The 24935-nt window shown below is 70.8% G+C and carries 24 protein-coding genes and 1 pseudogene; 10 read left to right on the top strand and 15 right to left on the bottom strand.

Annotation, left to right across the window (positions count from 1 at the left end; translation table 11 throughout):
- The first annotated feature begins 15 nt into the window (after positions 1–15).
- Positions 16–669 carry a phosphatase PAP2 family protein gene (locus tag QNO14_RS11490; protein ID WP_257505414.1) on the top strand — a complete coding sequence of 218 codons (654 nt, stop codon included), beginning with the start codon at positions 16–18 and terminating at the stop codon, positions 667–669.
- A 153-nt stretch (positions 670–822) separates the two neighbouring features.
- Here QNO14_RS11490 and QNO14_RS11485 read toward each other — a convergent pair whose 3' ends face one another.
- On the bottom strand, positions 823–2307 hold the full coding sequence (locus QNO14_RS11485; RefSeq protein ID WP_257505413.1) for an MFS transporter: 1485 nt from the start codon (positions 2305–2307) through the stop codon (positions 823–825).
- A gap of 292 nt (positions 2308–2599) precedes the next feature.
- On the opposite strand from QNO14_RS11485, the gene QNO14_RS11480 reads away from it, so the two are divergent.
- Positions 2600–4159: an SDR family oxidoreductase gene (locus tag QNO14_RS11480; RefSeq protein ID WP_257505412.1), complete on the top strand. Its 1560-nt coding sequence runs from the start codon at positions 2600–2602 to the stop codon at positions 4157–4159.
- A gap of 60 nt (positions 4160–4219) precedes the next feature.
- Here QNO14_RS11480 and QNO14_RS11475 read toward each other — a convergent pair whose 3' ends face one another.
- On the bottom strand, positions 4220–4495 hold the full coding sequence (locus QNO14_RS11475) for a DUF6457 domain-containing protein (RefSeq protein WP_257494182.1): 276 nt from the start codon (positions 4493–4495) through the stop codon (positions 4220–4222).
- A gap of 107 nt (positions 4496–4602) precedes the next feature.
- Between QNO14_RS11475 and QNO14_RS11470 the strand changes: the two genes are divergently transcribed.
- Positions 4603–5199, top strand: a complete 597-nt coding sequence (locus QNO14_RS11470; RefSeq protein ID WP_257505411.1) for a GNAT family N-acetyltransferase — start codon at positions 4603–4605, stop codon at positions 5197–5199.
- 86 nt (positions 5200–5285) lie between these two features.
- Positions 5286–6071 (top strand): DUF4190 domain-containing protein, encoded by a 786-nt coding sequence (locus QNO14_RS11465; protein WP_257505410.1) that lies wholly within the window; start codon positions 5286–5288, stop codon positions 6069–6071.
- Positions 6072–6078: 7 nt separating this feature from the next.
- On the opposite strand, the gene cydC is transcribed toward QNO14_RS11465, so the two are convergent.
- From cydC to QNO14_RS11440, 5 genes are all read right to left on the bottom strand, one after another.
- A complete protein-coding gene (gene cydC, locus QNO14_RS11460; RefSeq protein ID WP_257505409.1) occupies positions 6079–7761 on the bottom strand; it encodes a thiol reductant ABC exporter subunit CydC in 1683 nt (560 codons plus the stop codon).
- A complete protein-coding gene (gene cydD, locus QNO14_RS11455; protein ID WP_257505408.1) occupies positions 7758–9461 on the bottom strand; it encodes a thiol reductant ABC exporter subunit CydD in 1704 nt (567 codons plus the stop codon). The genes cydC and cydD overlap by 4 nt, the downstream gene beginning before the upstream one ends.
- A gap of 107 nt (positions 9462–9568) precedes the next feature.
- Positions 9569–10600: a cytochrome d ubiquinol oxidase subunit II gene (gene cydB / locus QNO14_RS11450; RefSeq protein WP_257494187.1), complete on the bottom strand. Its 1032-nt coding sequence runs from the start codon at positions 10598–10600 to the stop codon at positions 9569–9571.
- Between the two features lie 9 nt (positions 10601–10609).
- Positions 10610–12037 (bottom strand): cytochrome ubiquinol oxidase subunit I, encoded by a 1428-nt coding sequence (locus tag QNO14_RS11445; protein WP_257505406.1) that lies wholly within the window; start codon positions 12035–12037, stop codon positions 10610–10612.
- Between the two features lie 222 nt (positions 12038–12259).
- Positions 12260–12874 carry a helix-turn-helix transcriptional regulator gene (locus QNO14_RS11440; protein WP_257494189.1) on the bottom strand — a complete coding sequence of 205 codons (615 nt, stop codon included), beginning with the start codon at positions 12872–12874 and terminating at the stop codon, positions 12260–12262.
- Positions 12875–13006: 132 nt separating this feature from the next.
- On the opposite strand from QNO14_RS11440, the gene QNO14_RS11435 reads away from it, so the two are divergent.
- Positions 13007–13927 carry a diacylglycerol/lipid kinase family protein gene (locus tag QNO14_RS11435; protein ID WP_257494190.1) on the top strand — a complete coding sequence of 307 codons (921 nt, stop codon included), beginning with the start codon at positions 13007–13009 and terminating at the stop codon, positions 13925–13927.
- A 172-nt stretch (positions 13928–14099) separates the two neighbouring features.
- Here QNO14_RS11435 and QNO14_RS11430 read toward each other — a convergent pair whose 3' ends face one another.
- Entirely contained in the window at positions 14100–15758 is a 1659-nt protein-coding gene (locus QNO14_RS11430; protein WP_257494191.1) for a catalase, read from the bottom strand.
- Between the two features lie 129 nt (positions 15759–15887).
- Between QNO14_RS11430 and QNO14_RS11425 the strand changes: the two genes are divergently transcribed.
- A complete protein-coding gene (locus QNO14_RS11425) occupies positions 15888–16349 on the top strand; it encodes an ASCH domain-containing protein (protein WP_257494192.1) in 462 nt (153 codons plus the stop codon).
- A 19-nt stretch (positions 16350–16368) separates the two neighbouring features.
- Here QNO14_RS11425 and QNO14_RS11420 read toward each other — a convergent pair.
- The 6 genes and pseudogenes from QNO14_RS11420 to QNO14_RS11395 form a co-directional block, all read right to left on the bottom strand.
- Positions 16369–16557: pseudogene (locus QNO14_RS11420) on the bottom strand (GNAT family N-acetyltransferase); the annotation flags it as partial.
- Between the two features lie 6 nt (positions 16558–16563).
- Positions 16564–17391, bottom strand: coding sequence for an alpha/beta fold hydrolase (locus QNO14_RS11415; protein ID WP_257505404.1), 828 nt, complete (start codon positions 17389–17391; stop codon positions 16564–16566).
- A 9-nt stretch (positions 17392–17400) separates the two neighbouring features.
- Positions 17401–17712, bottom strand: a complete 312-nt coding sequence (locus tag QNO14_RS11410) for a hypothetical protein (protein WP_257505403.1) — start codon at positions 17710–17712, stop codon at positions 17401–17403.
- Positions 17713–17735: 23 nt separating this feature from the next.
- Complete coding sequence (locus tag QNO14_RS11405; RefSeq protein ID WP_257505402.1) at positions 17736–18788, bottom strand: LLM class flavin-dependent oxidoreductase; 1053 nt, start codon at positions 18786–18788, stop codon at positions 17736–17738.
- Between the two features lie 131 nt (positions 18789–18919).
- Positions 18920–19330: a DUF3054 domain-containing protein gene (locus QNO14_RS11400; RefSeq protein WP_257505401.1), complete on the bottom strand. Its 411-nt coding sequence runs from the start codon at positions 19328–19330 to the stop codon at positions 18920–18922.
- Positions 19331–19357: 27 nt separating this feature from the next.
- Complete coding sequence (locus tag QNO14_RS11395; protein WP_257505400.1) at positions 19358–19786, bottom strand: HNH endonuclease; 429 nt, start codon at positions 19784–19786, stop codon at positions 19358–19360.
- A gap of 139 nt (positions 19787–19925) precedes the next feature.
- On the opposite strand from QNO14_RS11395, the gene QNO14_RS11390 reads away from it, so the two are divergent.
- The 4 genes from QNO14_RS11390 (at position 19926) to QNO14_RS11375 (ending at position 24187) form a co-directional block, all read left to right on the top strand.
- On the top strand, positions 19926–20705 hold the full coding sequence (locus QNO14_RS11390; RefSeq protein ID WP_257494199.1) for an isocitrate lyase/PEP mutase family protein: 780 nt from the start codon (positions 19926–19928) through the stop codon (positions 20703–20705).
- 86 nt (positions 20706–20791) lie between these two features.
- The gene (locus QNO14_RS11385) at positions 20792–21346 is read left to right on the top strand and encodes an NYN domain-containing protein (RefSeq protein WP_257494200.1); all 555 of its coding nucleotides are present in this window, start codon (positions 20792–20794) and stop codon (positions 21344–21346) included.
- A gap of 117 nt (positions 21347–21463) precedes the next feature.
- Positions 21464–23257, top strand: a complete 1794-nt coding sequence (locus tag QNO14_RS11380; protein ID WP_257505399.1) for a glycoside hydrolase family 15 protein — start codon at positions 21464–21466, stop codon at positions 23255–23257.
- Positions 23258–23290: 33 nt separating this feature from the next.
- Positions 23291–24187 carry an SDR family oxidoreductase gene (locus QNO14_RS11375; protein ID WP_257505392.1) on the top strand — a complete coding sequence of 299 codons (897 nt, stop codon included), beginning with the start codon at positions 23291–23293 and terminating at the stop codon, positions 24185–24187.
- 69 nt (positions 24188–24256) lie between these two features.
- On the opposite strand, the gene QNO14_RS11370 is transcribed toward QNO14_RS11375, so the two are convergent.
- Entirely contained in the window at positions 24257–24829 is a 573-nt protein-coding gene (locus QNO14_RS11370; protein ID WP_257505391.1) for a Dps family protein, read from the bottom strand.
- Between the last annotated feature and the right edge of the window lie 106 nt (positions 24830–24935).

Raw genomic sequence — 24935 nt, 5'->3', positions numbered from 1 at the left:
TCCCAGAATGATGCGATGGAATCCCTGAACCGTCCGGTAGCCCGTCTGCTCCTGCCCGGTCTCGTGCTCATCGCCCTCGCCTGCGGGCTGGGAGCGTGGATCCTGCAGCGCGGCCCCGAGCCGTTCGTGCTCGACGACTGGTGGAACCAGGCACTCGTCGGGTGGCGGGTCGAGCCGCTCGTGCTGTTCTCGCAGGCCATGAACTGGCTCGGCGGCGGAGTGGTCGGCGTGTTCGTGGTGCCGATCGGGGGAGCGCTGCTGCTGGTGCTGACGCGTCGCTACCTCGGGGCGCTGTACTTCGTGGCGGCATCGATCTTCAGCGCCGCCGGCGTGCAACTGCTCAAGGGGTTCTTCGGCCGGGTGCGGCCGGAGGAGATCCTGGTGATCAGCGATTACGGCTCCTTTCCCTCGGGGCACGCGGCGAACGCCGCGACGATCGCCGTCGTGGCTGCGGTGCTGTTCCCGCGGCTGTGGGTGGTGATCGCCGGCACTGTGTGGTTCGTGCTGATGGCGTTCAGCCGCACGTACCTCCATGCGCACTGGCTGAGCGACACCGTGGGCGGCGGGCTGGTCGGCGCCGGGATGGCGCTGGTCGTGGCATCCGCCTTCGCCGTGCCGCTGCGCGCCGAGCTCCGCCGCCGCGCCGAGCCGGTGGCCGTCCCCGCCTGATCCCGCTCCCGAGTGAGTATTCGGCGCCTCGAGTGAGTATTCGGTGCCTCGAGTGAGTATTCGGTGCCTCGAGTGAGTATTCGCGTCGAATACTCACTCGGCGACGCGAATACTCACTCGGCGACGCGAATACTCACTCGGCGACGCGAATACTCACTCGGCGGGGCGGTGGATGGGCAACGGCATGGTCGACGTGTCGATCAGGGGGTCTTCGTCCTGGCGATCGACCACGGCCTCGGCCTCGGCGGCGGTCTCGACCGTGGGCACCGATCCCAGCAGCGGCCGTTGCGCCGTCTCCTTCATCGTCAGCATCGCGATGCCGCCGATGAAGGCGAAGAACATGATGTAGAACGCGGGCATGAACGTGTTGCCGGTCAGCTCGATCAGTCCCTGGCTGAACAGCGGCGTCGTACCACCGAAGAGCGAGACCGAGACGTTGTAGGCGATCGCCATCGCGCCGAAGCGGGATGCCGTCGGGAACAGCGCCGGCAACGCCGACGCGGCCACGGCGACGTAAAAGGCGACCGGCACGGCGACCATCGTGAGCGCGAGGAAGACGGCCCACATCTCACCGATCTGCATGACCGCGAAGGCGGGCACCATGAGTACCAGCGTCGAGCCGGCCGCGATGAGGTACACGGGCCGACGGCCGATGCGATCGCTGAGCAGCCCGATGAGCGGCAGGCACGCCGACATGATCAGCAGCACCGGCACTGTCGCCACCGCTGCGGTCAGGTTGGAGACGCCGACCTCTCGTTCAAGGTACGTCGGCATGTAACTGGTCAGGGCATAGCCGGCGGTGTTCGTCGCCGCGACGATCGCGACACCGATGAGCACGGGGCGCCAGTGGTGGCGAAGGATGCCGAGAACGCCATGACGCGCGAGCGGGTCGTCGTCGCCGACGGCGGTCTCGTGCTCGACGGCCGTCTCGTATGCGGGCGTCTCGGGAATGCGCAGGCGGAACCAGATCGCCACAGCGCCGAGGGGGATGGCCAGGAGGAAGGGGATGCGCCAGCCGAAGTCCACCATCGCGGTCGGGCCCCACACGTTCTCGGTGATCAGCGTCGTGAGCGCCACCACCGAGGCCCCGGCGGCGAAACCGACGTACGAGCCGACGTCGAGCCACGACGACCAGAAGCCGCGGCGGCGGTCGGGGGAGAACTCGGCGACGTACGTGGTGGCGCCGGCGTACTCGCCGCCGGTGGAGAACCCCTGCGCCATCTTCAGGAGATAGAGGGGGATGATGGCCCAGAGGCCGATCTGCGCCGAGGTGGGCAGTACGCCGATGAGTGCCGTCGCGACCGCCATCAGTGCCATCGTGAAGAACAGCACCCGCTGGCGACCGATCTTGTCGCCGAGCGGCCCGAGCACCAGCCCGCCGATCGGCCGCACGAGGAACGACACGGCGAAGCCGAACAGCGTCACCATCAGGCCCCAGGGTTCCGGCAGGTCCTCGGTGAAGACCACGGCAAGAGTGACGGCCAGGTAGCCGTAGATGCCGAAGTCGAACCACTCCATGAAGTTGCCGACCACTGTGCCGCCGATCGCTGTGCGCACCCGCTTCTTGTTCACGACGATCACGTCGTCAACCTGGAGCCTGGGGGTTTCGGATGCGGTCGTCTCTGCCTGTCTGGTCATGGGTCCTCCGGCGTTCTCGCGCCGCGTGGGCGCCACGGACGTGTCCGTTCGGGTACGTTCCGGGTACGTTACGGCGGCATCCGCCCGGTCTGCGCGGGGTTGGCACGGCGTGCGCGAGTGCGATATCGCGCGCGCAGCGGCGTGCGAGAGCGACGCGAATACTCACTCGGCGACGCGAATACTCACTCGGCGACGCGAATACTCACTCGGCGACGCGAATACTCACTCGGCAGCGCGGGGGAGGGGACGGGGGCATGTGGCGCGGGCGGATGCCGCGACGTAGCGTCGCCGCATGAGCGAACTGACTGCCCCCACGGGGGACGAACCGGACCTGCGCGCGGTGCCGCGCCCCGACGGCTCGGCGCCCCGGGCGCTGGTGCTCGGCGCCACCGGCTACATCGGCGGGCGCCTGGTGCCGCGCCTGCGGCAGGCCGGCTACCGCGTGCGCGTGCTCGCCCGCGACGCCAACCGGGTGGTGGCCTTCCCCTGGGGCGAGGCCGTCGACGTGGTCACCGGCTCCGCCGACGACCCCGAGGCGGTGCGCGAAGCGGTGCGCGACGTCGACGTGCTGTACTACCTGGTCCACTCGATGGCGGCCGGTCCCGGCTTCGACCGCACGGACCTGCGCGCGGCCGAGACGGTCGCTGCGGCAGCCGCCGCGGCATCCGTCGGCCGCATCGTGTACCTGGGCGGCCTGCATCCGGATGGCGGCGACCTGTCGCCGCACCTGCGCTCGCGTGTCGCCGTGGGGGAGGTGTTCCTCGCCTCCGGTGTGCCAACCCTGGTGCTCCAGGCGGGCGTGGTCATCGGCTCGGGCTCGGCCTCGTTCGAGATGGTCCGCCATCTCACCGAAGTGCTGCCGTACATGCCCGCACCGCGCTGGGTGCGCAACCGCATCCAGCCGATCGCCGTGCGCGATGTGCTGCACTACCTGCTCGGGGCGGCGCGGGTGGATGCCGACGTCAACCGCGCCGTCGACATCGGCGGGCCCGACGTGCTGCGGTACGGGCAGATGATGAACGGGTACGCCGCCGAGGCCGGACTGCCGCAGCGGGCGATCGCGTCGCTGCCGGTGTTCACGCCGGGACTCGCCTCGCACTGGGTCAACCTCGTGACGCCCATCCCGCGGGCGATCGCCCGGCCGCTCGTCGCCTCGCTGCAGAACGAGTGCGTCATGGACGACCGAGCGGTCGACGACCTCATCCCGCCGCCCTCGGGCGGCCTCACCCCCTACCGGCGCGCGGTGCGCCTCGCGCTCGGCCGCGTCGAGTCCGACGACGTCGAGACGAGCTGGCAGGATGCCGAGGTGCTCGGCGCTCCCTCGGACCCGCTGCCCTCGGATCCGGACTGGGCCGGGCGCACCGCGTACACCGACGAGCGTTCCGCCCTCACCTCTGCTGATCCGCAGCGGCTGTGGGGCGTGATCAGCGGCATCGGGGGCGACAACGGCTGGTACTCGACGCCGCTGCTGTGGGCGGTGCGCGGGTGGATGGACAAGGCCGCCGGCGGCGTGGGCCTGGCGCGCGGACGACGCAGCCGTTCGCGGGTCGCGCCGGGCGACGCCATCGACTTCTGGCGGGTCGAGACGGTCGACGAGGGCACCATGCTGCGCCTGCGCGCGGAGATGAAGGTGCCGGGGCAGGCCTGGCTCGAGCTGCGATCGACGCCCGACGACGGCGGGTCGCGCTACGACCAGCGCGCCGTGTTCTTCCCTCGAGGTCTGGCGGGCCGGCTCTACTGGCTCGCGGTACTGCCCTTCCACGGCTTCGTCTTCCGGGGCATGGCGAACCGCATCACAGCTACGGCCGAGGCCGAATCCGCCGGGCGTGGACGCGCGGTGCGCGGCGCCTGACGACCGCCGCAGCGCCGCGGCAGGGCCGCGGCAGCGCCACCGCGGCGCTGGCGAGTCCGGTCAGCGCTCCGCGCGACCCGCGCACGCCTCGGCGAGGGTGGTGATCGCGCCAGCCGCCTCGTGCGTGTCCGCAGAGGTGCCGCCCGACCGCCCGGCCACCAGTCCCGCCACGAAGGCGCTGACCGGGGCGGCCGCCGATGAGACGGCGGCGGCGGTGTCGTCGGCGAGAGCGAGGAGCAGCGCGACGGGTATGTCGTCGGGAACGAGATCGAAACGCTCGCACAGGGTCATCGCCCACTCGCGCACGGCGTCGGTCGGAAGGGTGCGATCGCTCACGGCGTGACCTCCTCGGCGGCTCGACGACGAGCCTCGGGGTGATCCTCGCACGCGTCGGCGCGCGCGTCTCGCCCCTGACCGAATCCGCCTCGTGCCAGGATGTTCCGGTGACCCGGATCCGTCCCTACCGCCCCGGCGACGAGGCTGCGCTCGCCGAGATCTGCCTGCGCACCGCGGACGCCGGCGCGGATGCCACCGGCGTCTTCGCCGACGACGACCTGTGGGCCGAGGTGTTCGTGCTGCCGTACGTGGCGCGGCATCCCGAGTTCTCGTTCGTGGTCGAGGCCGACGACGGACGCGTCGGCGGATACGTCGTGGCGACTCCCGACACCCGTGACTTCGAGGACTGGTTCGCCGACGAGTGGTGGCCGCAGTTCGCCGACCGCTGGCCGCGGCCGCAGACCGAGCTGACCCGGCAGGACGGCACCCTCATCTACGCCTACGGCCGGCGGGCGGGGGCGGAGCCCTACGGCGACACCCACCCGGCCCACCTTCACATCGACCTGCTGCCTGATTTCCAGGGGCAGGGCTGGGGGCGCCGCCTCATCGACACCATCGTGGAGGCGCTGCGCGCTGACGGCGTGCGCGGGCTGCACCTGGTCGCCTCCGCCGACAACGCGGGCGCGCTGGCCTTCTACGACCGCCTCGGGTTCACCCGCGTGCCGTCGCACGAGGGAGTGCAGGCCTTCAGCCTCGACCTGTGAGGAACGGCGTCGCGCCGACGATGGGGAGAAGTCCCCATCGCGCTCTCGAGGGGGGCGATGGTGCACTGGATGCCAGGAGGAACGCGATGACCGCCGCCACTGTGCGCCCCACCGATGGGTGGAAATCCGCGGATGCCTGGGCGGCACTGCACCGCGCCGAGACCTCGCCCCACGAGCTCGCCTCGATCGCGCGCGACTTTCCGCACTACGCCGAGCAGATCGCAGCACACCCCCGGGCATACCCGGCCCTCATCGAATGGGCAGGCGTCGTGGCCGGGGGGCGTCGCGCGACGCCGGCCGTGGCCGCACCGGCGGTTGCCGGCGTCACCGACCTCCCGGCGGGCCGGCGACGCGACTCAGGAGCACATCCGCTCGCCTTCTCGGCCGATGCCGACGCGTGGCGCGCGGCGGTGGCCGCCGGTGCAGCGCTCACGCAGGGCGCCGAACCCTCCGCGGGCACGCGGGCCTGGTGGGCCGACGTCACGCCCCGTGCGGCCCCCGCGCTCCCGGCGTCTTCCGCTCCCACGGCATCCCCCGCGCTCCCGGCATCTTCCGCGCGCACGGCATCCCCCGCGCTCCCGGCATCCCCCGAGCCCACGGCATCCCATCCCGCGCACGCGGCGGCTTCCACTCCCACGGGCGGCGAACACCCCACGGGGGCGGTCAACAGCAAAGCGCTGCTCGGGTTCGTGTTCGCCTTCGTGCTGGCACCGCTCGGGATCGTCTTCGCCCACCTGGCGCTGCGTGACATCGCGCGCACCGGCGAGGCCGGGCGCGGCTATGCGCGCGCGGGCCTCATCATCGGCTACACCGTCGTCGGACTGGGCGCGATGGCCGCCGGGATCGCGCTGTGGGTCGTGCTGTCCGGCTGAGGCCTGGTCACCGCACCCGGCCGGCATCGAGCCGCACCACGCGATCGACGAGCCCGTCGGGCACGGCGACGTGGGAGATCAGCACGACGGCCTGGTCGGGCGAGACCGCCTGCAGCAGGTCGGTGAGGAGGGCGTCGGATGCCGCGGGGTCGACGCCCGCGGTGGGTTCGTCGAGCACCAGCAGCGGAAAGCCGTGCAGCAGGGCCCGCGCCAGCGCGATGCGCTGCGCCTGTCCGCCGGAGAGGAGAGCGCCGCGCTCGCCGACGCGGGCGTCGAGGCCGCCTCGGTCCGCCAGCCACGGGCCGAGGCCGACGCGCTCGAGCACCGCCGTCAGCTCGTCGTCGGTGGCCGTGTCGCGGGCGAACAGCAGGTTCTGCCGGATGTCCTCGTCGAAGAGCATCGGCTGCTGCTCGCACAGCCCCACCGTCAGGCGCACGTCGTCGGGCGACATCTCGCGCACCGAGCGGCCGCCGATCTCGTAGGTGCCGGTGCAGTCCAAGAAGCGCACCAGCACGTGGGCGAGGGTCGTCTTGCCGGCGCCGCTGGATCCCACGACGAGTACCCGCTCGCCGGCGCGCACGTCGAGGTCGATCCCGCTGATCGACGGCGTGGTGGCACCCGGCCATGTCGCCGCCACGGCGCGCAGGCGCAGTCCGTCGCCGAGCGCCGGCGCCTCACCCGTGGCGGGCGCCGCATCGCGGACGAGCCCGGCGGGGATGTCGGCGGGCACGGACTCAGCGATGCGCTCCGCCGAGGCGTGCACCTGCCGCCAGGCCGCGGCGGCCAGCGGCACGGCGCCGAACACCTCGAACACGGCCATCGGCACGAGCACCGCCACGGCCAGTGCGGGGCCGCCGAGCGCTGCGGCATCCGGGGCCGTCACGGCGACCGCCAGCAGCGACGCCGCCCCCGCGAGCAGCGAGACGATCGCGGTCGTGGCCGCCTGGGCGCCGGCGCGGCGGACCACCGCGCGGCGGACGGCCGCGTCGGCCTCGGCGATGCGCGCGCGGCTCTCGGACTCTGCGCCGTAGGCCACGAGCACGTCGAGGCTTCCCAGGTGGTCGGTCACGGCGTCGGCCAGTCGGGCGCGCAGAGGAGCGATGGCCCGTTCGGCACGGCCGCCCGCGGCCCATCCCCAGAGCGTCGCGACGAGTCCGGCCACGATGAGGCAGGCCAGCAGGGTGAGGGCGGCAGGCCACGACACGAACGCGACGAACACCACGGCCGAGAGGGCCACGACGGCCGACGCGACGAGGGGCTCCACGACGCGCAGCGGCAGGTTCTGCAGCTCGTCGACGTCATCGACGAGCGCGCCCAGCACCGAACCGCGCCGTGTGCGGGTGAGTCCGTCGGGCGCGAGGGGGATGAGGCGCCGCACGAGGGCCGTGCGGGTGGTGGCGAGCTGACGCAGGGCAGCGTCGTGCGCGGTGACGCGTTCCAGGTAGCGGAAGGCGGCCCGCGACAGCGCGAAGGCGCGCACGCCGACGACGGCCGCCGTCAGGTACATGACGGCGGGCTGCTCGCTGGCGCGGACGATGAGCCACGCGCTGACGGCGAGGAGGGCCACCGCCGACGCCTCGGTCGCGAACCCCGACGCGGCCGCGCGCCAGAAGCGGCGGGCCGGCGGCATGGCGCCGCGCAGGACGTCCGCAGCGGTGACGGGAGCAGCGGTCGTGGTCGTGGTGGTCATGCCGGCACCACCGCCGTCTGCAGGCGCACGACCCGGTCGGCGTAGGCGCGGGCGGTGGTGCGATGGGAGATGAGCAGCACCGTGGCGCCGGCGTCGGCGAGCCCGCGCAGGCTCCGCCACAGCAGGTCCTCGGTCTGCGCGTCGAGGGCCGCGCTCGGTTCGTCGAGGGCGAGAACGGATGCCGCACCCGAGAGGTGCCGGTGGATCGCGCGCGCCACGGCGACGCGCTGCGCCTGCCCGCCCGACAGCCCCGCCCCCTGCACGCCCAGCTCGCGCGCCGGGTCGATGTCGACGGCTCCGGCCAGGGTCAGCGCGCGCGCGACCGTCGCGGGGTCCGGGGCGGGTTCGCCCAGTGCGACATTCTCAGCGACGGTTCCTGAGATGAGGCCGGGCTGCTGCCCCGCCCACGCCAGCCACCGGTCGGGGCGCAGGCGGGTGACGGGCACACCGCCGAGCGTCGCTTCGCCGTCGAAACCGGCAGCGCCGCGGAGGGCAGCGAAGACACTGGACTTTCCCGCGCCGCTCGGTCCTTCCAGCAGCACGAGCTCGCCGGCATCCGCCCGCAGATCCACCGGAGCCAGCGTGCGCTCGCCGTACCGCACGCGCAGGTTGCGCAGCACGAGCGGGCCGGATGCCGCACCACCGGCCTCTGCGGCAGCATCTTCTCCCGAGGATCGGGTGTCGCGCCGCCCACTTTGGCGTCGGGCGGCGGCCTCGTCGAGCACGGCGAACACGTCGTCGGTGGCTGAGACGCCCTCGGCGGCGGCGTGGAACTGCACGCCGACCTGGCGCAGCGGCAGGTACGCCTCCGGGGCCAGCAGCAGCACGAACAGCCCGATGAGCAGCGCCAGCTCGCCCTCGAGCAGACGGAAGCCGATGGACACGGCGATGATCGCCACCGACAGGCTTGCGAGCAGCTCGAGCGCGAAGCCCGAGAGGAAGGACACGCGCAGCACCCGCATCGTCTCGTCGCGGTAGCGCTCGGTGATCCGCTGGATCGAGGTCACGGCGCGGTGCTGTCGGCCGAACACGGTGAGGGTCGACAGCCCCCGCACGGTGTCGGCGAAGCGGGCCGCGAGCTGCCGCAGGGTCTGCCACTGCTTGTCCTGCACGGCACGGGTGGCCATGCCGATCAGGATCATGAAGACGGGGATGAGCGGAATCGTCAGGACCACGGTGAGTCCTGAGATCCAGTCCATCCACCACATGACGGCGATGATGATCGGTGTCGCGATGGCGGTCTGCGCCAGCTGCGGAAGATAGCGCGCGAAGTACGCGTCGAGGGCGTCGAGACCCCTCCCGGCGGTGACGGCGAGGTGCGCCGAATTGTGGCGCGCGAGCCACCCGGGGCCGAGCTCGTCCACCGCCCCGATGAGGTTTGCGCGCAGCTGCGCCTGTACACGGGCCGAGGCGCGGGCAGCGACGGTCTCCCGCACCCACAGCAGCGCGGCGCGGAGGACGATGACCCCCGCGAGCGAGGCGAGGATGCCGGAGAGCTCTGCCCACGGCATCCCGTCGATCGCGCCGACGATCGCGCGAGTGAGCAGCCACGCGAACGTGACGATCACGACGGTCTGCGCGAATCCGATCGTCGCGATCGCCACGAAGAACGATCGCGATGCGCGGGCGTACTTCAGCAGTCGGGGGTCGAGGGGTCGGCCGCCCACACGCGGCGGTGCGTCCGCGTCCTGCGAAGCCATGTATCGATCCTCCCACGCGAGTGCGCCGTCGGGCGGCGCGCTCATGACAGCGGCCCGCCCCGGCCCGGCGCGCGGATCGCGCGGCCCGACGACCGGGGCGGCCGGGTTCAGTGGGCTGCTGCCGCAGCCTTCTCGATCTCGGCGCGGGTGACGCGCTTCCGGAACACCCAGTAGGTCCAGCCCTGGTACAGCAGCACCATCGGCAGGAAGACCACCGCGGCCCACGTCATGATCGTGAGCGTGTAGTCCGTGCTCGAGGCGTTCTCGATCGTCAGACTGTTCGCCGCGTCGATGGTCGATGGCATGACGTTGGGGAACAGCGCCAGCCACAGCGTCAGTACGGCGAACATCACCGTGCCGGCGCCGAAACCGAAGGCCCAACCCTCGCGGTCACGCCGGTTGGCCGCGACCGCGGCGATCAGCAGCAGGGCCGCGATCACGGCGCACGCCATCGCCAGCATGAGCAGCGGAGCGTCGGCGGTGATGGCCTGGGCGATGGTCCACACCAGGAAGGCCGCCGCGACGACGATCGTCAGCACGCCGGACTTCGCGGCGAGGGCGCGGGCGTCCGAGCGCACCTGGCCGTCGGTCTTCAGCGCCACGAAGTAGACGCCGTGGGTGAAGAACAGCAGCAGCGTGGTGAGACCGCCGAGCAGGCCGTAGGGGTTCAGCAGGGTCAGCAGCGAGCCGATGAATTCGTGGTCGGCGTCGAGCGGAACGCCCTGCACGATGTTGGCCACCGCGACACCCCAGAGGAACGCCGGCACGGCCGAGCCGATGACGATCATGCGGTCGAAGTTGCGCTTCCACCGCAGGCTGTCGCGCTGGTGGCGGTACTCGAACGACACGCCGCGGGCGATGAGCGCCAGCAGGATCAGGAGCAGCGCCAGGTAGAAGCCGCTGAACAGGGTGGCGTACCACTCCGGGAAGGCGGCGAACAGACACGCGCCGGCGACGATGACCCAGGTCTCGTTGAGGTCCCAGACGGGTCCGATCGTGTTGATGACCTGACGGCGTGAGACCTCGTTCTTGCCGAGGAAGGGGAGGGACATGCCGACGCCGAAGTCGAACCCGTCCAGCACGAAGTAGCCGACGAACAGCACTCCGACGATGAAGAACCAGATGTACGCGAGATCCATGACGTGCTCCTAGTAGACCGTCGTCGGGGTGTCTTCGATCGAGGTCGGCTGGTCATCCTCCGCGCCGGGCTCCGGCAGCGGGTCCGGGCCCTTCTGCGCAGCCTTGAGGATGAGACCGAATTCGACGACCGCGAGCGCGGCGTAGATCAGGGTGAACGCGATGAGCGAGATCAGCACGGTCCAGCCGGGGACGTTCGGCGAGACGCCGTCCTCGGTGAGCATGAGACCGAACACGATCCAGGGCTGGCGGCCCATCTCGGTGAACACCCAGCCAACCAGGCTTCCCAGCAGCGGGAGCGGCGCCGACCAGATCGCGACCTTCCACATCCAGCCCGCCACGGGGCGGGTGGCCTTCTTGCGGGTGAGCCAGAGACCGGCGACCGAGATGAGGGTGGCGATGCCGCCCAGGCCCATCATCCAGCGGAACGACCAGTAGGTGACCCAGACGACGGGCATGTAGTCGATGCCCGCACCGAACTGCTCGGTGTACAGCGCCTGCAGGTCGTTGAGCCCCTCGACGCAGCCGTCGAACGTGTGCGTCGACAGGAACGACAGCAGATAGGGCACGCGCAGCGACCAGATCTCCTCGGAGCCGTCGGGGGTGCCGATGGAGAACAGTGAGAACGAGGCATCCGCCCCGCAGGCGTTCTCCCACAGCGCTTCGGCGGCCGCCATCTTCATCGGCTGCGTGTCCACCATCACCAGGCCCAGCTGGTCGCCGGAGATGGCGACACCGACGAACGAGATGATCATGAACCACATGCCGAAGCGCAGCGAGCGGCGCATCGTCTCCAGGTGCTGCCCGCGTGCCAGGTGCCAGGCGCTCACGGCGATGACGACGGCGGCGGCGAACATCCACGCCGAGAAGATCGTGTGCGGGAAGGCGGCGAGCACGACGGGGTTGGTCAGCACTGCCCAGAAGTCGACCATCTCGGCCCGGCTGCCGTCGGCGGCCATCTCGTAGCCGACCGGGTTCTGCATGAAGGCGTTGGCGGCGAGGATGAAGTAACCCGAGAGGGTCGACCCGAACACGACCATCCAGATGGAGAACAGGTGCAGGGCGCGCGGAAGCTTGTTCCATCCGAAGATCCACAACCCGATGAAGGTGGCTTCGAAGAAGAAGGCCATGAGGCCCTCGAAAGCCAGCGGCGCTCCGAAGACGTCGCCGACGAACCGCGAGTAGGCCGACCAGTTCATGCCGAACTGGAACTCCTGCACGATTCCCGTGACGACGCCCATCGCGAAGTTGATCAGGAAGATCTTGCCGAACAGCCGCGTCAGGTGCAGCCACGCGACGTTGGCCGTGCGGTGCCACACCGTCTGGAAGATGGCGACGACCAGGGCCAGCCCCAGCGTGAGGGGCACGAACAGGTAGTGGTAGAGCGTCGTCAGTCCGAACTGCCAGCGGGCGAGCAGCAGCGGGTCGAGCAGATCCATCGGGATCCTTCCTCGGAAGGGGTTTCTTATCGCTGAAGGTAATGAGCCCGATGCTCACCCTTCCCGGCGTGGCGCCGTGAATAAACCCGGCTGTGGTCAGACCACGCGGGCTTGCTACGAGAATACCTCAGATTTGCGGGGGGAAGACCGCCTCCGAGGTGGCGTGCGGGCACGCTGAATGCCACCCTCCGCATCGTGCAGGAGAGGGTGCCGCGGCGGAGCTCAGCCTCGCGTGGAGAGCTGCACGATGCACTCGCGCGGGTCGCACGAGGAGCGCATGCCGTCGACGGTGAGCGGGCCGCCCGCCTGGGCGATCACGCCCTGCATGAGCCCCAGGTGCACCGAGCACAGCACCTGACGGTGCTCGGCCTGCACCTCGGCGTGCGCACACGGGGTGAGGTCGATGGTCAGCTCGGATTCGTTGACCAGGGGGTCGAAGCCGGCGTCGGCGAGGTTCTCCACGAGGGCATCCACCTGGTGCAGCGCCTCGGTGGTCAGCTCCGGCGGCAGCTCGCTCGGGAGCACCCTTCGCATGAGATCGCCCCGCTGCGCGGCCTCGCGCACCTTTCGCTGCTGCACCGGGCTGAATGACCGGCCGCCGTCCGCGGCGCTGTACAGCACCCGGGGTCGCCCCCGCGTGGTGCGGTGCTCGGTCTCGGACACGACGTACCCGTCGTCGATGAGCCGCTGCAGGTGCTCGCGCACCGTGTTGGCGTGCAGCTTGGTCGCGCTCACGAGCTCCGCCACGGTGCGCTGCGGCCGCTCCTGGATGAGGTGCAGGATCTCGACGCGAGAGTAGCTCGAGATGGCGCTGTAGCCGGCGGGTCGGGTGCTCACCTGTCCATTATGCCCTGTGGTCAGGCCACAATGCCAGGGCGGCCCGTCCCCGGGGGTGCGGCAGGCCGTCGCCGCGTGTCAAGCCCCCGCGTCATGCTGGCGGCCGCACCCGCCGTGAGCCAGAGTGGGGGGATGATCGGCATCGTCTTCAATCCCACGCGCGTGGAGCGTTCCGCACTCGAAGACGCGCTCGCTGCGCGGGAGGAGCCGGTCGAGGTGCAGTGGTACGAGACCACGGTCGACGATGCCGGAGAGGGCGTCACCCGGCAGGCGCTGTCCGACGGCTGTGAGTTGGTCGTCGCCGTCGGCGGCGACGGCACGCTGCGCGATGTGGCCGCGGCGCTCGCCGGCACCGATGTGCCGCTCGGCATCGTGCCCCAGGGCACGGGGAACCTGCTGGCCCGCAACCTGGGCATCACGCTCGGGGACATCCCCCGGGCGCTGGAGCGCGCGATCGACGGTGACGAGTCGCCGCTGGACATCGGCCACATCAACCTGCACGACCGGGGCGAGGAGTTCATCTTCCTCGTGATGGCCGGCTTCGGCATCGATGCGCAGATGCTCGCGGAGACCGATGAAGAGGCGAAGGAGAAGGCCGGCTGGCTCGCCTACGTCGGGGCGCTGGGTCGGGCGATGGCGGCGACCGATGTCGTCGAGACGACCGTGGTGTTCGACGCCGACCCGCCGGCGACCGAGCCCGCGCACACCGTGCTGATCGGCAACTGCGGCACCGTGCAGGGCGGCCTGCGCATCCTCCCCGACGCCGAGCCGGACGATGGCCTGCTGGACGTCGTGCTCGTCGGCGGCGAAGGCCCCGAGGGCCTGCAGTGGCTGGACGCGCTGAAATCCGTGGTCTGGGACAACGGCATCCGTCGTGCGGTCACCCGCGATGACAGTGCCGTGGACACCGCCACCACCCGCCACCGGCAGGCCGTCTCGGTGCGGGTCACGCTGCCGCGCCCGCTGCCGTTCGAGATCGACGGCGAAGAGGTCGGCGAGACCACGGACATCCTGGCGACCATCCAGCCGGGCGCCCTGATCGTGCGCCGCTGACGGGCGGGATGCCGCGGCGCGGCATCCCGCACGCTCGGGCGCCGGCATCCGCCTTCCGCGCGGCATCCCGTTGCCGGCATCCGCTCCCGGAACCAGGAGAACTCACCGAGACAGGGCGTCCCCGCGGGGATCGTCCTGTTCCGGTGAGTTCTCCTGTTGTGGTGTCGCTGGGTCAGGCGACCTTGACCGCCCGCGCGTTGGGCACGCAGTGCGTCATGGTCAGCCCGGCAACGTCGCGCGGCCCGTTGTGGCCGAGGTTCGCCAGGCGTGCCAGCTCAGCCTCGTTGAGGGTCTGCGACTGCAGCGGCGGCAGGTCCTTGATCTCGTCGAGCGAGATGCCGAGGCCCTCGCCCACGCGCCGGCCGAGGTCGTCCTCAACCATGTAGAAGTGCCAGAGCATGCGCTCCTGCACCTCGCGAGCGGCCTGCGAGATGAGCTCCACGAAGTTGTGCACGAGGTCGTCACGCTCCCAGTCCTCCATGAGGAGGTAGCGCTGGCCGGCCTGCGTGTAGTCGTCGGTGCGGGGGATCCGCTTGCGCGTCAGGCGCCCGACGATCTCGGGACCCTGCTCGTCCACCGTCGGGTACTGCGCCTCGCGCAGGCCGCCCGTGATCGAGGGCTCGTAGTTGACGTGCGGGTTCTCGCCGCCGTCGTCCTGGTGGTACGCCATCTGCCCATCGCGCTGGTTCGTGGCCACGCGGGCGTTCTTCGGCGAGTTCACCGGCAGCTGCAGGTAGTTGGGGCCCACCCGGTAGCGCTGCGTGTCGGAGTACGAGAACGTGCGGCCGACGAGCATCTTGTCGTCGGAGAAGTCCAGGCCGTCCACCAGCACGCCGGTGCCGAAGGCGATCTGCTCGTTCTCGGCGAAGTGGTTCGACACGTTGCGGTTGAGCACCATCTTGCCGACGGTCTTCGGCGGGAAGTCGTTCTCCGGCCACAGCTTGGTGTCATCGAGCGGGTCGAACTCCAGCTCCGGGTGGTCGTGGTCGTCCATCATCTGGACTCGCAGCTCCCACTCGGGGTACTCACCGCGCTCGATGGCCTCGTAGAGGTCCTTCGACGCGTGGCCGAGGTCGCCCGCCTGCACCGCCGCGGCATCCGCTTCGGTCATGGAGCGCACGCCGGCGCTGGGGATCCAGTGGTACTTGACGAGCTTCGTGTCGCCCTCGGCGTTGACCCACTTGTAGGTGTTCACGCCGAAGCCCTGCTGCGTGCGGTAGTTCTCCGGGATGCCGCGGGGGCTGAAAAGGTTCACGAGCATGTGCATCGACTCGGGGGTCTGCGACATGAAGTCGAAGATGCGCGCCGGCTCCTGGCGGAAGGTCACCGGGTCGGGCTTGAGGGAGTGGATGACGTCGGGGAACTTCACCGCATCGCGGATGAAGAAGACGCCGAGGTTGTTGCCGACGAGGTCCCAGTTGCCGTCCTCGGTGTAGAACTTCACGGCGAAGCCGCGCGGGTCCCGGGCGGCTTCGGATGAGTCGCGGCCGCCGATGACGCTCGAGAAGCGCACGGCGAGGTCGGTGCGCTTGCCGGGCTCCTGGAAGAGCTTGGCGCGGGTGTATCGCGAGATGGGCTCGTCGCCCCACATGCCGGTGGCCTCGAAGTAGCCGAACGCGACGAAGCCGCGCGCGTGGACGACGCGCTCGGGGATGCGCTCGCGGTCGAAGTGGCTGATCTTCTCGAGGAAGTGGTAGTTCTCCAGCGTCGCGGGGCCGCGGGCTCCGACGGTGCGCTGGTTCTGGTTGTCGTAGACCGGGTGGCCCTGTCGGGTGGTGAGCACCCGGCGGTCGTCGCCCTCAGCGGGGCCCTGGCTCGATACGTCGGTCATCGTGTTTCCTTTCCTGGCGCCCCGGTCTTCAGAGACGCCTTGTGGTTCCCGGAACGCTACCGGCGCCCTGCGCATGGGCCGAGGTGCTTGCCAAATGCCGAAGCGGTGCCTACGCGGTACGTTTGGCGGATGCCCCAGCCGCCGTCTCTCGCTGATTTCTGGACCGGATGCCGCGCCCGACTGCCCGAGCTGCCCGAGGCGCTCCCGGAGGCGTGGGCCTTCGGCGCGACGCCCGGCCACGCCGACGAGCTGCTGGACCTGGTGCTGGCGGGGATCAAGACGGGAACGGCATCGTCGCTGTGGGACTACGACGCCAGCGGGGAGGCGCTGCCGCAAGAGGGCGAGTTCAGCATCATCCTCGACGGCGCCGGCGCGCCGCGCGCGGTGATCCAGACGACCCGGATCGACATCGTCCCCTTCGACCAGGTGGATGCCGAACACGCGCATGCCGAGGGCGAGGGGGACCGGACGCTCGCGCAGTGGCGCGAGGTGCACGAACGGTACTGGCGCGCGTACTCCGAGAATCCGCGCGGGTACGAGCCGGACATGCCGGTCGTGTGCGAGCGGTTCCGGCTGCTGTATCCCGCGTGACGGCGGCCGCGCCGTCGGACTAGCCCTGCGGGTCCCAGACCACCGGGGTGGTGGTGCCGGTCTCCCAGTCGCGGCGCAGCACGCTGTAGGCCACCGAGGCCAGCGGGGCACCGTCGCGCACCGGCCATGCCTCGCGGTAGTAGGCCTCCTGCACCCGGCCGCAGCGGCGGAACGTGCGGCGCATCGCCGCGTTGTCCTCGCGGGTCTGTGAGACTCACCGAACCAGCGTGATTTCTGCGGATCCGTCCTCGAGGAGGAAGGCCCGCAGGACCTCGATCCAGCTCTCGAATGCATCCAGGTGGGCGTCATGGCTCGCGCCCGGGATGTCAGCGCGCCGCGTCTGAGGGCGACGCGCGATCAATTCCGCCTTCTGTTCCGCGCTGAACAGGCCGTTCTCCGCGAAGACCGCCAGCGTTGGAACGGTCAGCTCTTGCCACTCCATCCAGCGCGGCTTGTGGACCGCCGCGATGGTGCGCTCCATCACGTCCGCATCGAAGCGCCGTCGCAATCCATCCGGTGTCGGCTCAAGATCATCGATCCACGCTTCGGACAGGGCGGATTCGCCGAGGAAGGCACGAGCGTCGTCGGCGCTGGTGAAGACGGCCGGCCAAGAGTCGAAGAACGCGCGGAGGCGTGCCGCCTCATCAGGCTCGTCCGTGCCGAAGGCATGCCCCTCCAGCATGACGAGGCGCTCTACGAGACCTGGCCTGGCCGCAGCCGTGAGGAGGGCGGTGTGCGCGCCCATCGATTGACCGACCAGGGTCGCGGGTCGATCGGGCGACAGTTGCGTGATGACTTCCGCGATGTCGTCGACGAAGGCCTCGCGAGAGAGGTCCTCCGGTCTTCTGGAGCTCTGTCCGTGCCCGCGCTGATCGACGAGGACGACGTGGAACGCATCGGTCAATGCGTCGGCCGTGGGTAGCAGTTCGCGCGCGCTTCCCGCCAAGCCATGGAGGAGGACGAGCAGGGTGCCATCGCCACCACGGTCGACGACGGAGATGTCGACACCGTCGCGGTGGATCAGCACTCGGTTCTCGCTCATACCGTCGTCTCAGGGGTACGAGAGGTATCCGGTTGCCGGGTCGATCCCGGCGAGGAAGTCGCGGATGTCCGCGATCTGCCGTTCGCGGCTGATGTGTCCGGAGATGCCGACCGTGCTGAACCCGTAGCCGTCGTTGGGGCCAGAGATCCAGTCGTAGTGAATCGAATCCAAGTGAGTCGAACCGCCATCGCGCCGGCGCACGGCGAACGTCTCACCATCCACGGTGACGCTCCCGAGGTCTGTATAGCTGTGCACGTCCGGGAAAGCGGACGTCGGGGCGTACACCCATCTTTCGTCGGTGGGCTCGGGGTCGCTCGGCATGCGTTCGACCCTACCGAGGGGCGTCAGAGAGCGTGCGCGTCGACGCGAGCTTCCGTGGTTGGCTGCCACCCCAGCGCCGGCGCGACATGCTTCGCGAACGACTCGACGATGCGCAGGTTGAACGCGACTCCGAGCTGGCTCGGGATCGTGAGCATGAGGGTGTCGGCGCTGGCGATCGCGGCATCCTGCTTCAGCTGCTGCACGAGCACATCGGGGGATGCCGCATACGTCTTGCCGAACGTCGAGCGGATGCCGTCGATGTAGCCGACGCCCTCGCCCTCGGAGGAGTGCCCGAAGTACAGCTCGTCCTCGGCCGTGGTGATCGGGAAGATCGAGCGGCTCACCGAGACACGGGGCTCACCCGGGTGGCCGGCCTCGCGCCACGCCTGGCGGAAGGCGTCGATCTGCTCGGCCTGCAGCACGTCGAAGGGGACCCCGCGGTCCTCGGTGAGCAGCGTCGACGACATGAGGTTCACGCCCATCGTGCCCGCCCAGGCGGCGCTGTCGCGGTTTCCGGCGCCCCACCAGACGCGGGAGCGCAGGCCGGGGGAGTACGGCTCGACCCGCTGCATCCCGGTGCCCCCGCCGAAGGGGCTCGACGGGTCGCGCTCGGCCAGGCCCTCGCCGTCGATCGCGCGCAGGAACAGGTCGAAGTGGCTGCGGGCGATGTCGGCGCCGCGCGGGTCGGTGGAACCGGTGTAGCCGAATGCCTCGTAGCCGCGCACGACGGTCTCGGGTGAGCCGCGGCTGACGCCGAGGGCGAGCCGGCCGTCGCTGATCAGGTCGACCGCTGCGGCCTCCTCGGCCAGATGCAGCGGGTTCTCGTACCGCATGTCGATGACGCCGGTGCCGACCTCGATGTTCTTGGTCGTCGCGGCGATCGCCGCGAGCAACGGCATCGGCGAGGCCTGCTGCCGGGCGAAGTGGTGCACGCGGAAGTACGTCCCGTTGACCCCGAGGTCGTCCATGCCCTGCGCGAGGTCGATGGCCTGGCGCATCGAGTCGCCGGCGGTCAGCTCCCGCCCGCCGCCGAGGGGTCCGTAGTGGCCGAACGAGAGCGTTCCGAAGCGTTGCATGTCAGATGCAACCGATGCCCCCTGGCATCCATTCCTACCCTGCTCGGTCGTCGCGAACGGCCGTTCCGCAGGTGGGAAGGGGCCCTTTGCGTCGACTCAAGGGTGTGGGGCGGGCGGGCGGCCCTCGGTGGTCAGGAACGTCCCGTTCCCGGCGCGGAGGGGGACGCATGCGACGACCGAGCGCTCCGGGCGCGTCGCACCCCCGCCGCCACCACGCGCCAGCCGACGAGCAGGAGCAGCAGGGTCAGCGTCGCCACGATGACGAAGGGCAGCGCCGTGCCCTGGCCGGTCACGGCGCGCAGCACCATGCCACCGGCGACCGTGATCGCCCAGACGCCGAGGCCGGTGCGCACCGGGGCCGCGGGCCGACGCCAGGCGAGCGTGACCAGCCAGCCGACCACGAGCGCCGCCAGGAACGGCCACGCGGTGGCCGCCAGGCCGAGGCCGAGCGGCGCGGAGTCGTGGCTCGCACGGCCGATGGCGGCGAAGAGCGCGACGAGCACGACGTCGAGGGCGAAGGCGGTGACGGCGGAGCGGGTCATGCCTCCATTGTCCCGGCCCGCGCTTGCTCACCTGTCGCGGATAGCGCCTTCCACCGGCGGGAAACCGTCATCCGCGACGGGTGAGGAGGCGGTGGGCGGGGGAGCGGGCGCGGTCTCGGCGGCCAAGGCCAGCACGATCTGGCGCCACCGCAGCAGGAACGCCGGCTCGTCCAGGCGCCGGCGGCGCATCCAGGTCGTGACCTCCTCGTTGCACTTGCTGGCGTTGCACGACCGGCACGCCGGCACCACGTTGTCGAGCGTGTAGCGGCCGCCGCGCGAGATCGGCAGCACGCAGTCCCGCTGCAGCGCCGCGCCGTCCGCACCGCAGTACGCGCACGCCGCCCACGCGTCGAGGATGGCGAACCACTCGAGCTCGGTCAGGTCGCTGCCGGATGCCGCGACGCGCTTCACGCGGCGGCGCTGCGCCCGTGCGCGGCGGGTCTGACGGACGGCCATGGCGCCCAGGCTATCGGCGCCGCGATGACGGATGCCGACGGCGCGCGGCCCCGGCCCGAGCGCCGGCCGCCCCGGGCTCGGCCCCGCGTCGGCGCGCGGTCCCGGCCCCGTACGCCCCCGTGGCCGCTACCGTGGAGCGATGACGACCCAGGCGCAGCGCGCACAGACCCTGTCCGACCTGCACGCCGCACCGGAGATCCTCCGCGTGGTGAACGTGTGGGATGTCGTCTCGGCGAAGGCGATCATCGCCCTGCCCGAGACCCGCGCCCTGGCGACCGCCGGGCACTCGATCGCCGCGACCTTCGGGTACGCCGACGGGGAGAACATCCCGCTCGAGCTCATGCTCGACATGGTGGGCCGCATCGTCGCGGTCGCCGGCGACCTGCCGGTGTCGGCAGACCTGGATGCCGGTTTCGGCGACCCCGGCGAGACCACCCGCCGCGCGATCGGCGTGGGTGTCGTCGGGGCCAACGTCGAGGACCGGCTGAAGCCGCTCGCGGAATCGGTCGCCGCCGTCGAGGCGATCGTCGCCGCCGGCCAGGCCGAGGGGGTGCCCTTCGCGCTCAACGCCCGCACCGACGCGTTCGTGCGCGCCGGCGGCCGGCCCATCGACGAGTCCATCGCCGACGCGATCGAGCGCGGCCGGGCCTACCTCGACGCCGGCGCCGACATCGTCTTCGTGCCCGGTCCGCTCGACGCCGACATCACCCGGCAGCTCGTCGACGGCATCGGTGAGCGCAAGATCAGCGTGATCGGGGCACCGGGCGCGCTGACGGCGGCGGAATACGAGGCGCTCGGCGTCGCCCGCATCTCGTACGGTCCGCAGACGCAGCGGGTGGCTCTCACGGCGCTGCAGGACCTCGCGAAGAGCCTGTACGCCGACGGCGTCATCCCGGCATCCACCCGCGTTCTGAACTGATCGGACGTACGCGCCGAACGGGAGCCGTGCCGCCGCCCGCCTAGGATCGAAGGCGACGTCCTGTGCGGCGTCGCAGGGAGGTCGCAGTGGGCGACGCGCAGGGCGCATGGGTGCTGGTCGACGGCGAGAACATCGACGCGACCCTCGGTGGATCGATCCTGGGGCGCCGCCCGCAGCCCGATGAGCGGCCGCGCTGGGACCGCATCCTCTCGTTCGTGGAGCGCACCTGGCGCCAGCCCACGCGGGGACTGTTCTTCCTCAATGCCACCACCAACCTGCCGATGACCTTCGTGCAGGCGCTGAAGGCCCTGGGCTACGAGCCGGTGCCGCTGTCTGGCCCGTCCGACGCGAAGATCGTCGACATCGCCATCCAGCGCACGCTCCAGGCGCTGCGGGACCGCGACGACGACGTCATGCTCGTCAGCCACGACGGCGACTTCGTCGACGACCTCGGCGCGCTCGCCGACGGCCGGCGGCTCGGCGTGCTGGGGTTCACCGAGTTCCGCAACACCGGCTTCGCGGCGATCCCGGGCCTGGAGTTCTTCGACCTCGAGTTCGACGCGCAGGCCTTCGACGCCCCGCTGCCGCGCATCCGGGTGATCCCGATCGAGGAGTTCGACCCCGCGCAGTTCCTGCGCTGACCCCGGCGCCTCGGGGCCGCGCGCGCCCGTGATTCCACGGTGCGGGGGCGTTGTCAACCCTTCCGCGCCTTCGCGCGCCCTCACGAAGACTGGACCCACCCACCGGGAGGAGCCAGCGTGACGGGTCAGCCGATCGAGTCTTACGCGCCGATCGGCGATGGCCGCACGGTGGCGCTCGTCGGCGCTGACGGCAGCATCGACTGGATGCCGCTTCCCGAGCTCACCTCCGACGCGGTGTTCGCGAAGATCCTCGATGACGCCACCGGCGGCTCCTTCCAGCTCGCCCCCGTCGCCGAGTTCACGATGCGTCGCCGGTACGTTCCACGCACGAACGTGCTCGAGACGACGTTCACGACGGATGACGGCGTCGTGAAGATGACCGACGCGCTCGTGTCTGGCATCGCGGGGCGCCTGCCGTGGGCCGAGCTCGCGCGCCGGGTCGAGGGCGTCTCGGGTCGGGTCGAGATGGCGTGGGCGGTGCACCCCGGCACGTCGCTGCAGACCGCCTCGCCCTGGATCGAGCCGTCCCCGCACGGCGCGGTCGTCCGCTGCGGCAAGACCGCCATCGGCGTCGTCGGCTTCGACCACGGCCCCGACGAACCCGAGTCCGACGGTCCGTCCGGTCCGGTGCTGTCCGGGCGCTTCACGACGTCGCCGGAATCGCGCCACCTCGTCGTCATGGCCGCCACCCACGACGAGCCCCTGCACTTCCCCGACCCGCACAACGTCGACGTCGGTATCGACCGCACCATCGGCAACTGGCGCTCCTGGTCGCGCGAGTTCTCGTACGAGGGCCCGTGGGCGGCGCACGTGCAGCGCAGCGCCCTCGCCCTGAAGCTGCTCATCTACAGCCCCACCGGCGCGATCGCCGCCGCGGCGACCACGTCGCTCCCCGAGAGTCCCCGCGGTGGCAAGAACTGGGACTACCGGTTCGCCTGGGTGCGCGACCTCGCCTACACCGCGCATGCGCTGGTGCGCTTCGGGCTGCGCGAGGAGACCCACGCCGCCCTGTCGTGGCTGCTCCGCACGATCCGCGACCACGGCCCCGACCTGCACGTCATGTACACGCTCGACGGCCGCCTGGCTCCCGGTCCCACCGCCGCCGACGTGCCCGGGTGGCAGGGCATCGGTCCGGTGGTCACCGGCAACCCCGCCCGGGCGCAGCTGCAGCTGGGCGTGTACGGCGACCTGATCGCGATCTGCCGCACCTACGTCGAGGCGGGCAACGTGCTCGACGTCGACACCGCGCGCCTGCTCGCCGGGGTGGCGGACCGCACGTGCGACCTGTGGCGCAACCCCGACTCCGGTATGTGGGAGCTTCCCGAGCTGCGCCATTACACGTCGTCGAAGATGGGGTGCTGGAAGGCCCTCGAGGATGCCGTCTGGCTCGCGGAGGCGGGAGCCCTGCCGGGCAGCGCCGAGCGCTGGCGCACGGAGCGTGAGCGCATCCGCGAGTGGATCGATGCCCACTGCTGGTCCGAGGAGCGCGGCGCCTACGTCTGGTACGCCGGGTCCGAGGATCTCGACGCCTCGGTGCTGCTGCACGCCCCGACCGGTTTCGACCGCGCCGAGCGGATGTCGCGCACCATCGACGCGCTCACCGAGCAGCTCGGCGCCGGCGCCCTGCTCTACCGCTACAGCGGCGTGGACCAGGAGGAGAAGACCTTCGTCGCGTGCGGGTTCTGGCGCGCCCACGCCCTGGCGTGCGTCGGCCGGCACGACGAGGCGCTGGAGGCGATGGACGCCCTCGTCGCGGCCGCGAACGACGTCGGGATCTACGCCGAGATGATCGACGAGGACGACGGGTCGGCGTGGGGCAACACCCCGCAGGCCCTCAGCCACCTGGCATTCATCAGCGCGGCCCTCACGATCCGAGAACTCGTCCCGGAGCACAAGCTCCGTGGCCGTTGACCACCACGAGACCACCACGAGAGAGGAGACACCATGTCACGCGACCAGTACACCTTCACCGACCCGGCGAAGCTCTACGCCGACATCGAGCCGAAGAACCAGGAGATGGCGGAGCCGGGACTGGATGCCGAGCTCGCCGACAAAGCCGACCTCGGTGAGGACAGCTACCGGGGAACCGGCCGTCTCACCGGGCGCAAGGCCCTCATCACCGGCGGCGACTCCGGCATCGGCGCCGCCACCGCGATCGCGTTCGCGCGCGAGGGGGCCGACGTCGCCCTGTCGTACCTGCCGGAGGAGCAGCAGGATGCCGACCGCATCGCCGGCATCCTGCGCGAAGCGGGCGCGACCGTGCTGACCCTTCCGGGCGACCTCAAGGACCCGGCGTACTGCCGCGACCTCGTCGCCCAGACGGTCGAGGGCCTGGGCGGCCTTGACATCCTCGTCAACAACGCCGGCAAGCAGATCTACAACGAAGATCTGACCACGCTGACCGACGAGCAGTTCGACGACACCTTCAAGACGAACGTGTACGCGATGTTCTGGATCACCAAGGCGGCGCTGCCGCACTTGGCCCCCGGCTCGGCGATCATCAACACCACGTCGATCCAGGCGTATTCCCCCTCCGGCATCCTGGTCGACTATGCCTCGACGAAGGCCACCATCAACGCCTTCACGAAGGGCCTCGCCGAGCAGCTGGCGCCCAAGGGCATCCGCGTGAACGCCGTCGCGCCGGGGCCCATCTGGACGCCGCTGCAGCCGACCGACGGGCAGCCGCCGGAGAAGCTCGAGGAGTTCGGCGAGCAGACGCCCCTCGGGCGCATGGGTCAGCCCGCCGAGCTCGCGCCGGCGTACGTGTTCCTGGCGTCGGCGGAGTCCAGCTACGTCATCGGGGAGACGCTGAACGTCAACGGTGGGATGCCGACTCCCTGAGCGCGCCCGCAACGACGAAAGCCCGTCCGGTCACCCGGGCGGGCTTTCGCTTTCTCCTGCGCGAGAGGATCAGCGCTTCGGTGTGCGATTCTCCGCGCTCACCATCCACGAGAGCTGCTCGAGCCGCTCCAGGATCGCGTGCAGCAGGTCGGCGCTCGTGGGGTCTTCGTCATCGACGTCGTCGTGCACCTCGCGGCACGTGCCGCAGACGTCGTCGAGACGCTCGGTCATGAGGTCGATCACCTCGGTGGTGGCGATCTCGCCCTGCGGGAACTCCGCGAGGGTCGTCGTCTCGGCCACGACGTCGCTGCGGCCGTCGGGGAGGGCGTGCAGCGCACGCATGCGCTCGGCGATGGTGTCGGCGAACGTGCGGGCGGACTCGATGATCTCGTCCAGCTGCAGGTGCGTGTCGCGGAAGTTCGTGCCCACCACGTTCCAGTGGGCCTGCTTGCCCTGCAGCGACAGCTCGATGAGGTCCACGAGGACCTTCTGCAGGTTGTCGCTGAGGTCCTGCGAGGCGGTGAAGCCCTTCTCGGCGTTCTCTTCGCTCGTGAGCTTCGCGCCCTTGCCGCCGGAGGCGCTCTTGCGCCGGTTGATCTTCTCGCTCGTCGAGGTGCTCTTGCTCGTCGTGGTCTTCGCCATGGGTAGCGCTCCTGTTCGATCGGGGTGCCTCCGAAGGTAGGGCGAGGGCGGAGGGCGGGGCATTGCCTTGCCCTGCTGCCGCCGGAGTGCTAGTCCGCGGCGGGCG

The organism is Microbacterium sp. zg-Y625, from assembly GCF_030246925.1.
Classification (GTDB): Bacteria; Actinomycetota; Actinomycetes; order Actinomycetales; family Microbacteriaceae; genus Microbacterium; species Microbacterium jiangjiandongii.
Note: the sequence above shows the minus strand (reverse complement) of the source record. Positions and strands in the feature narration are given on the sequence as shown.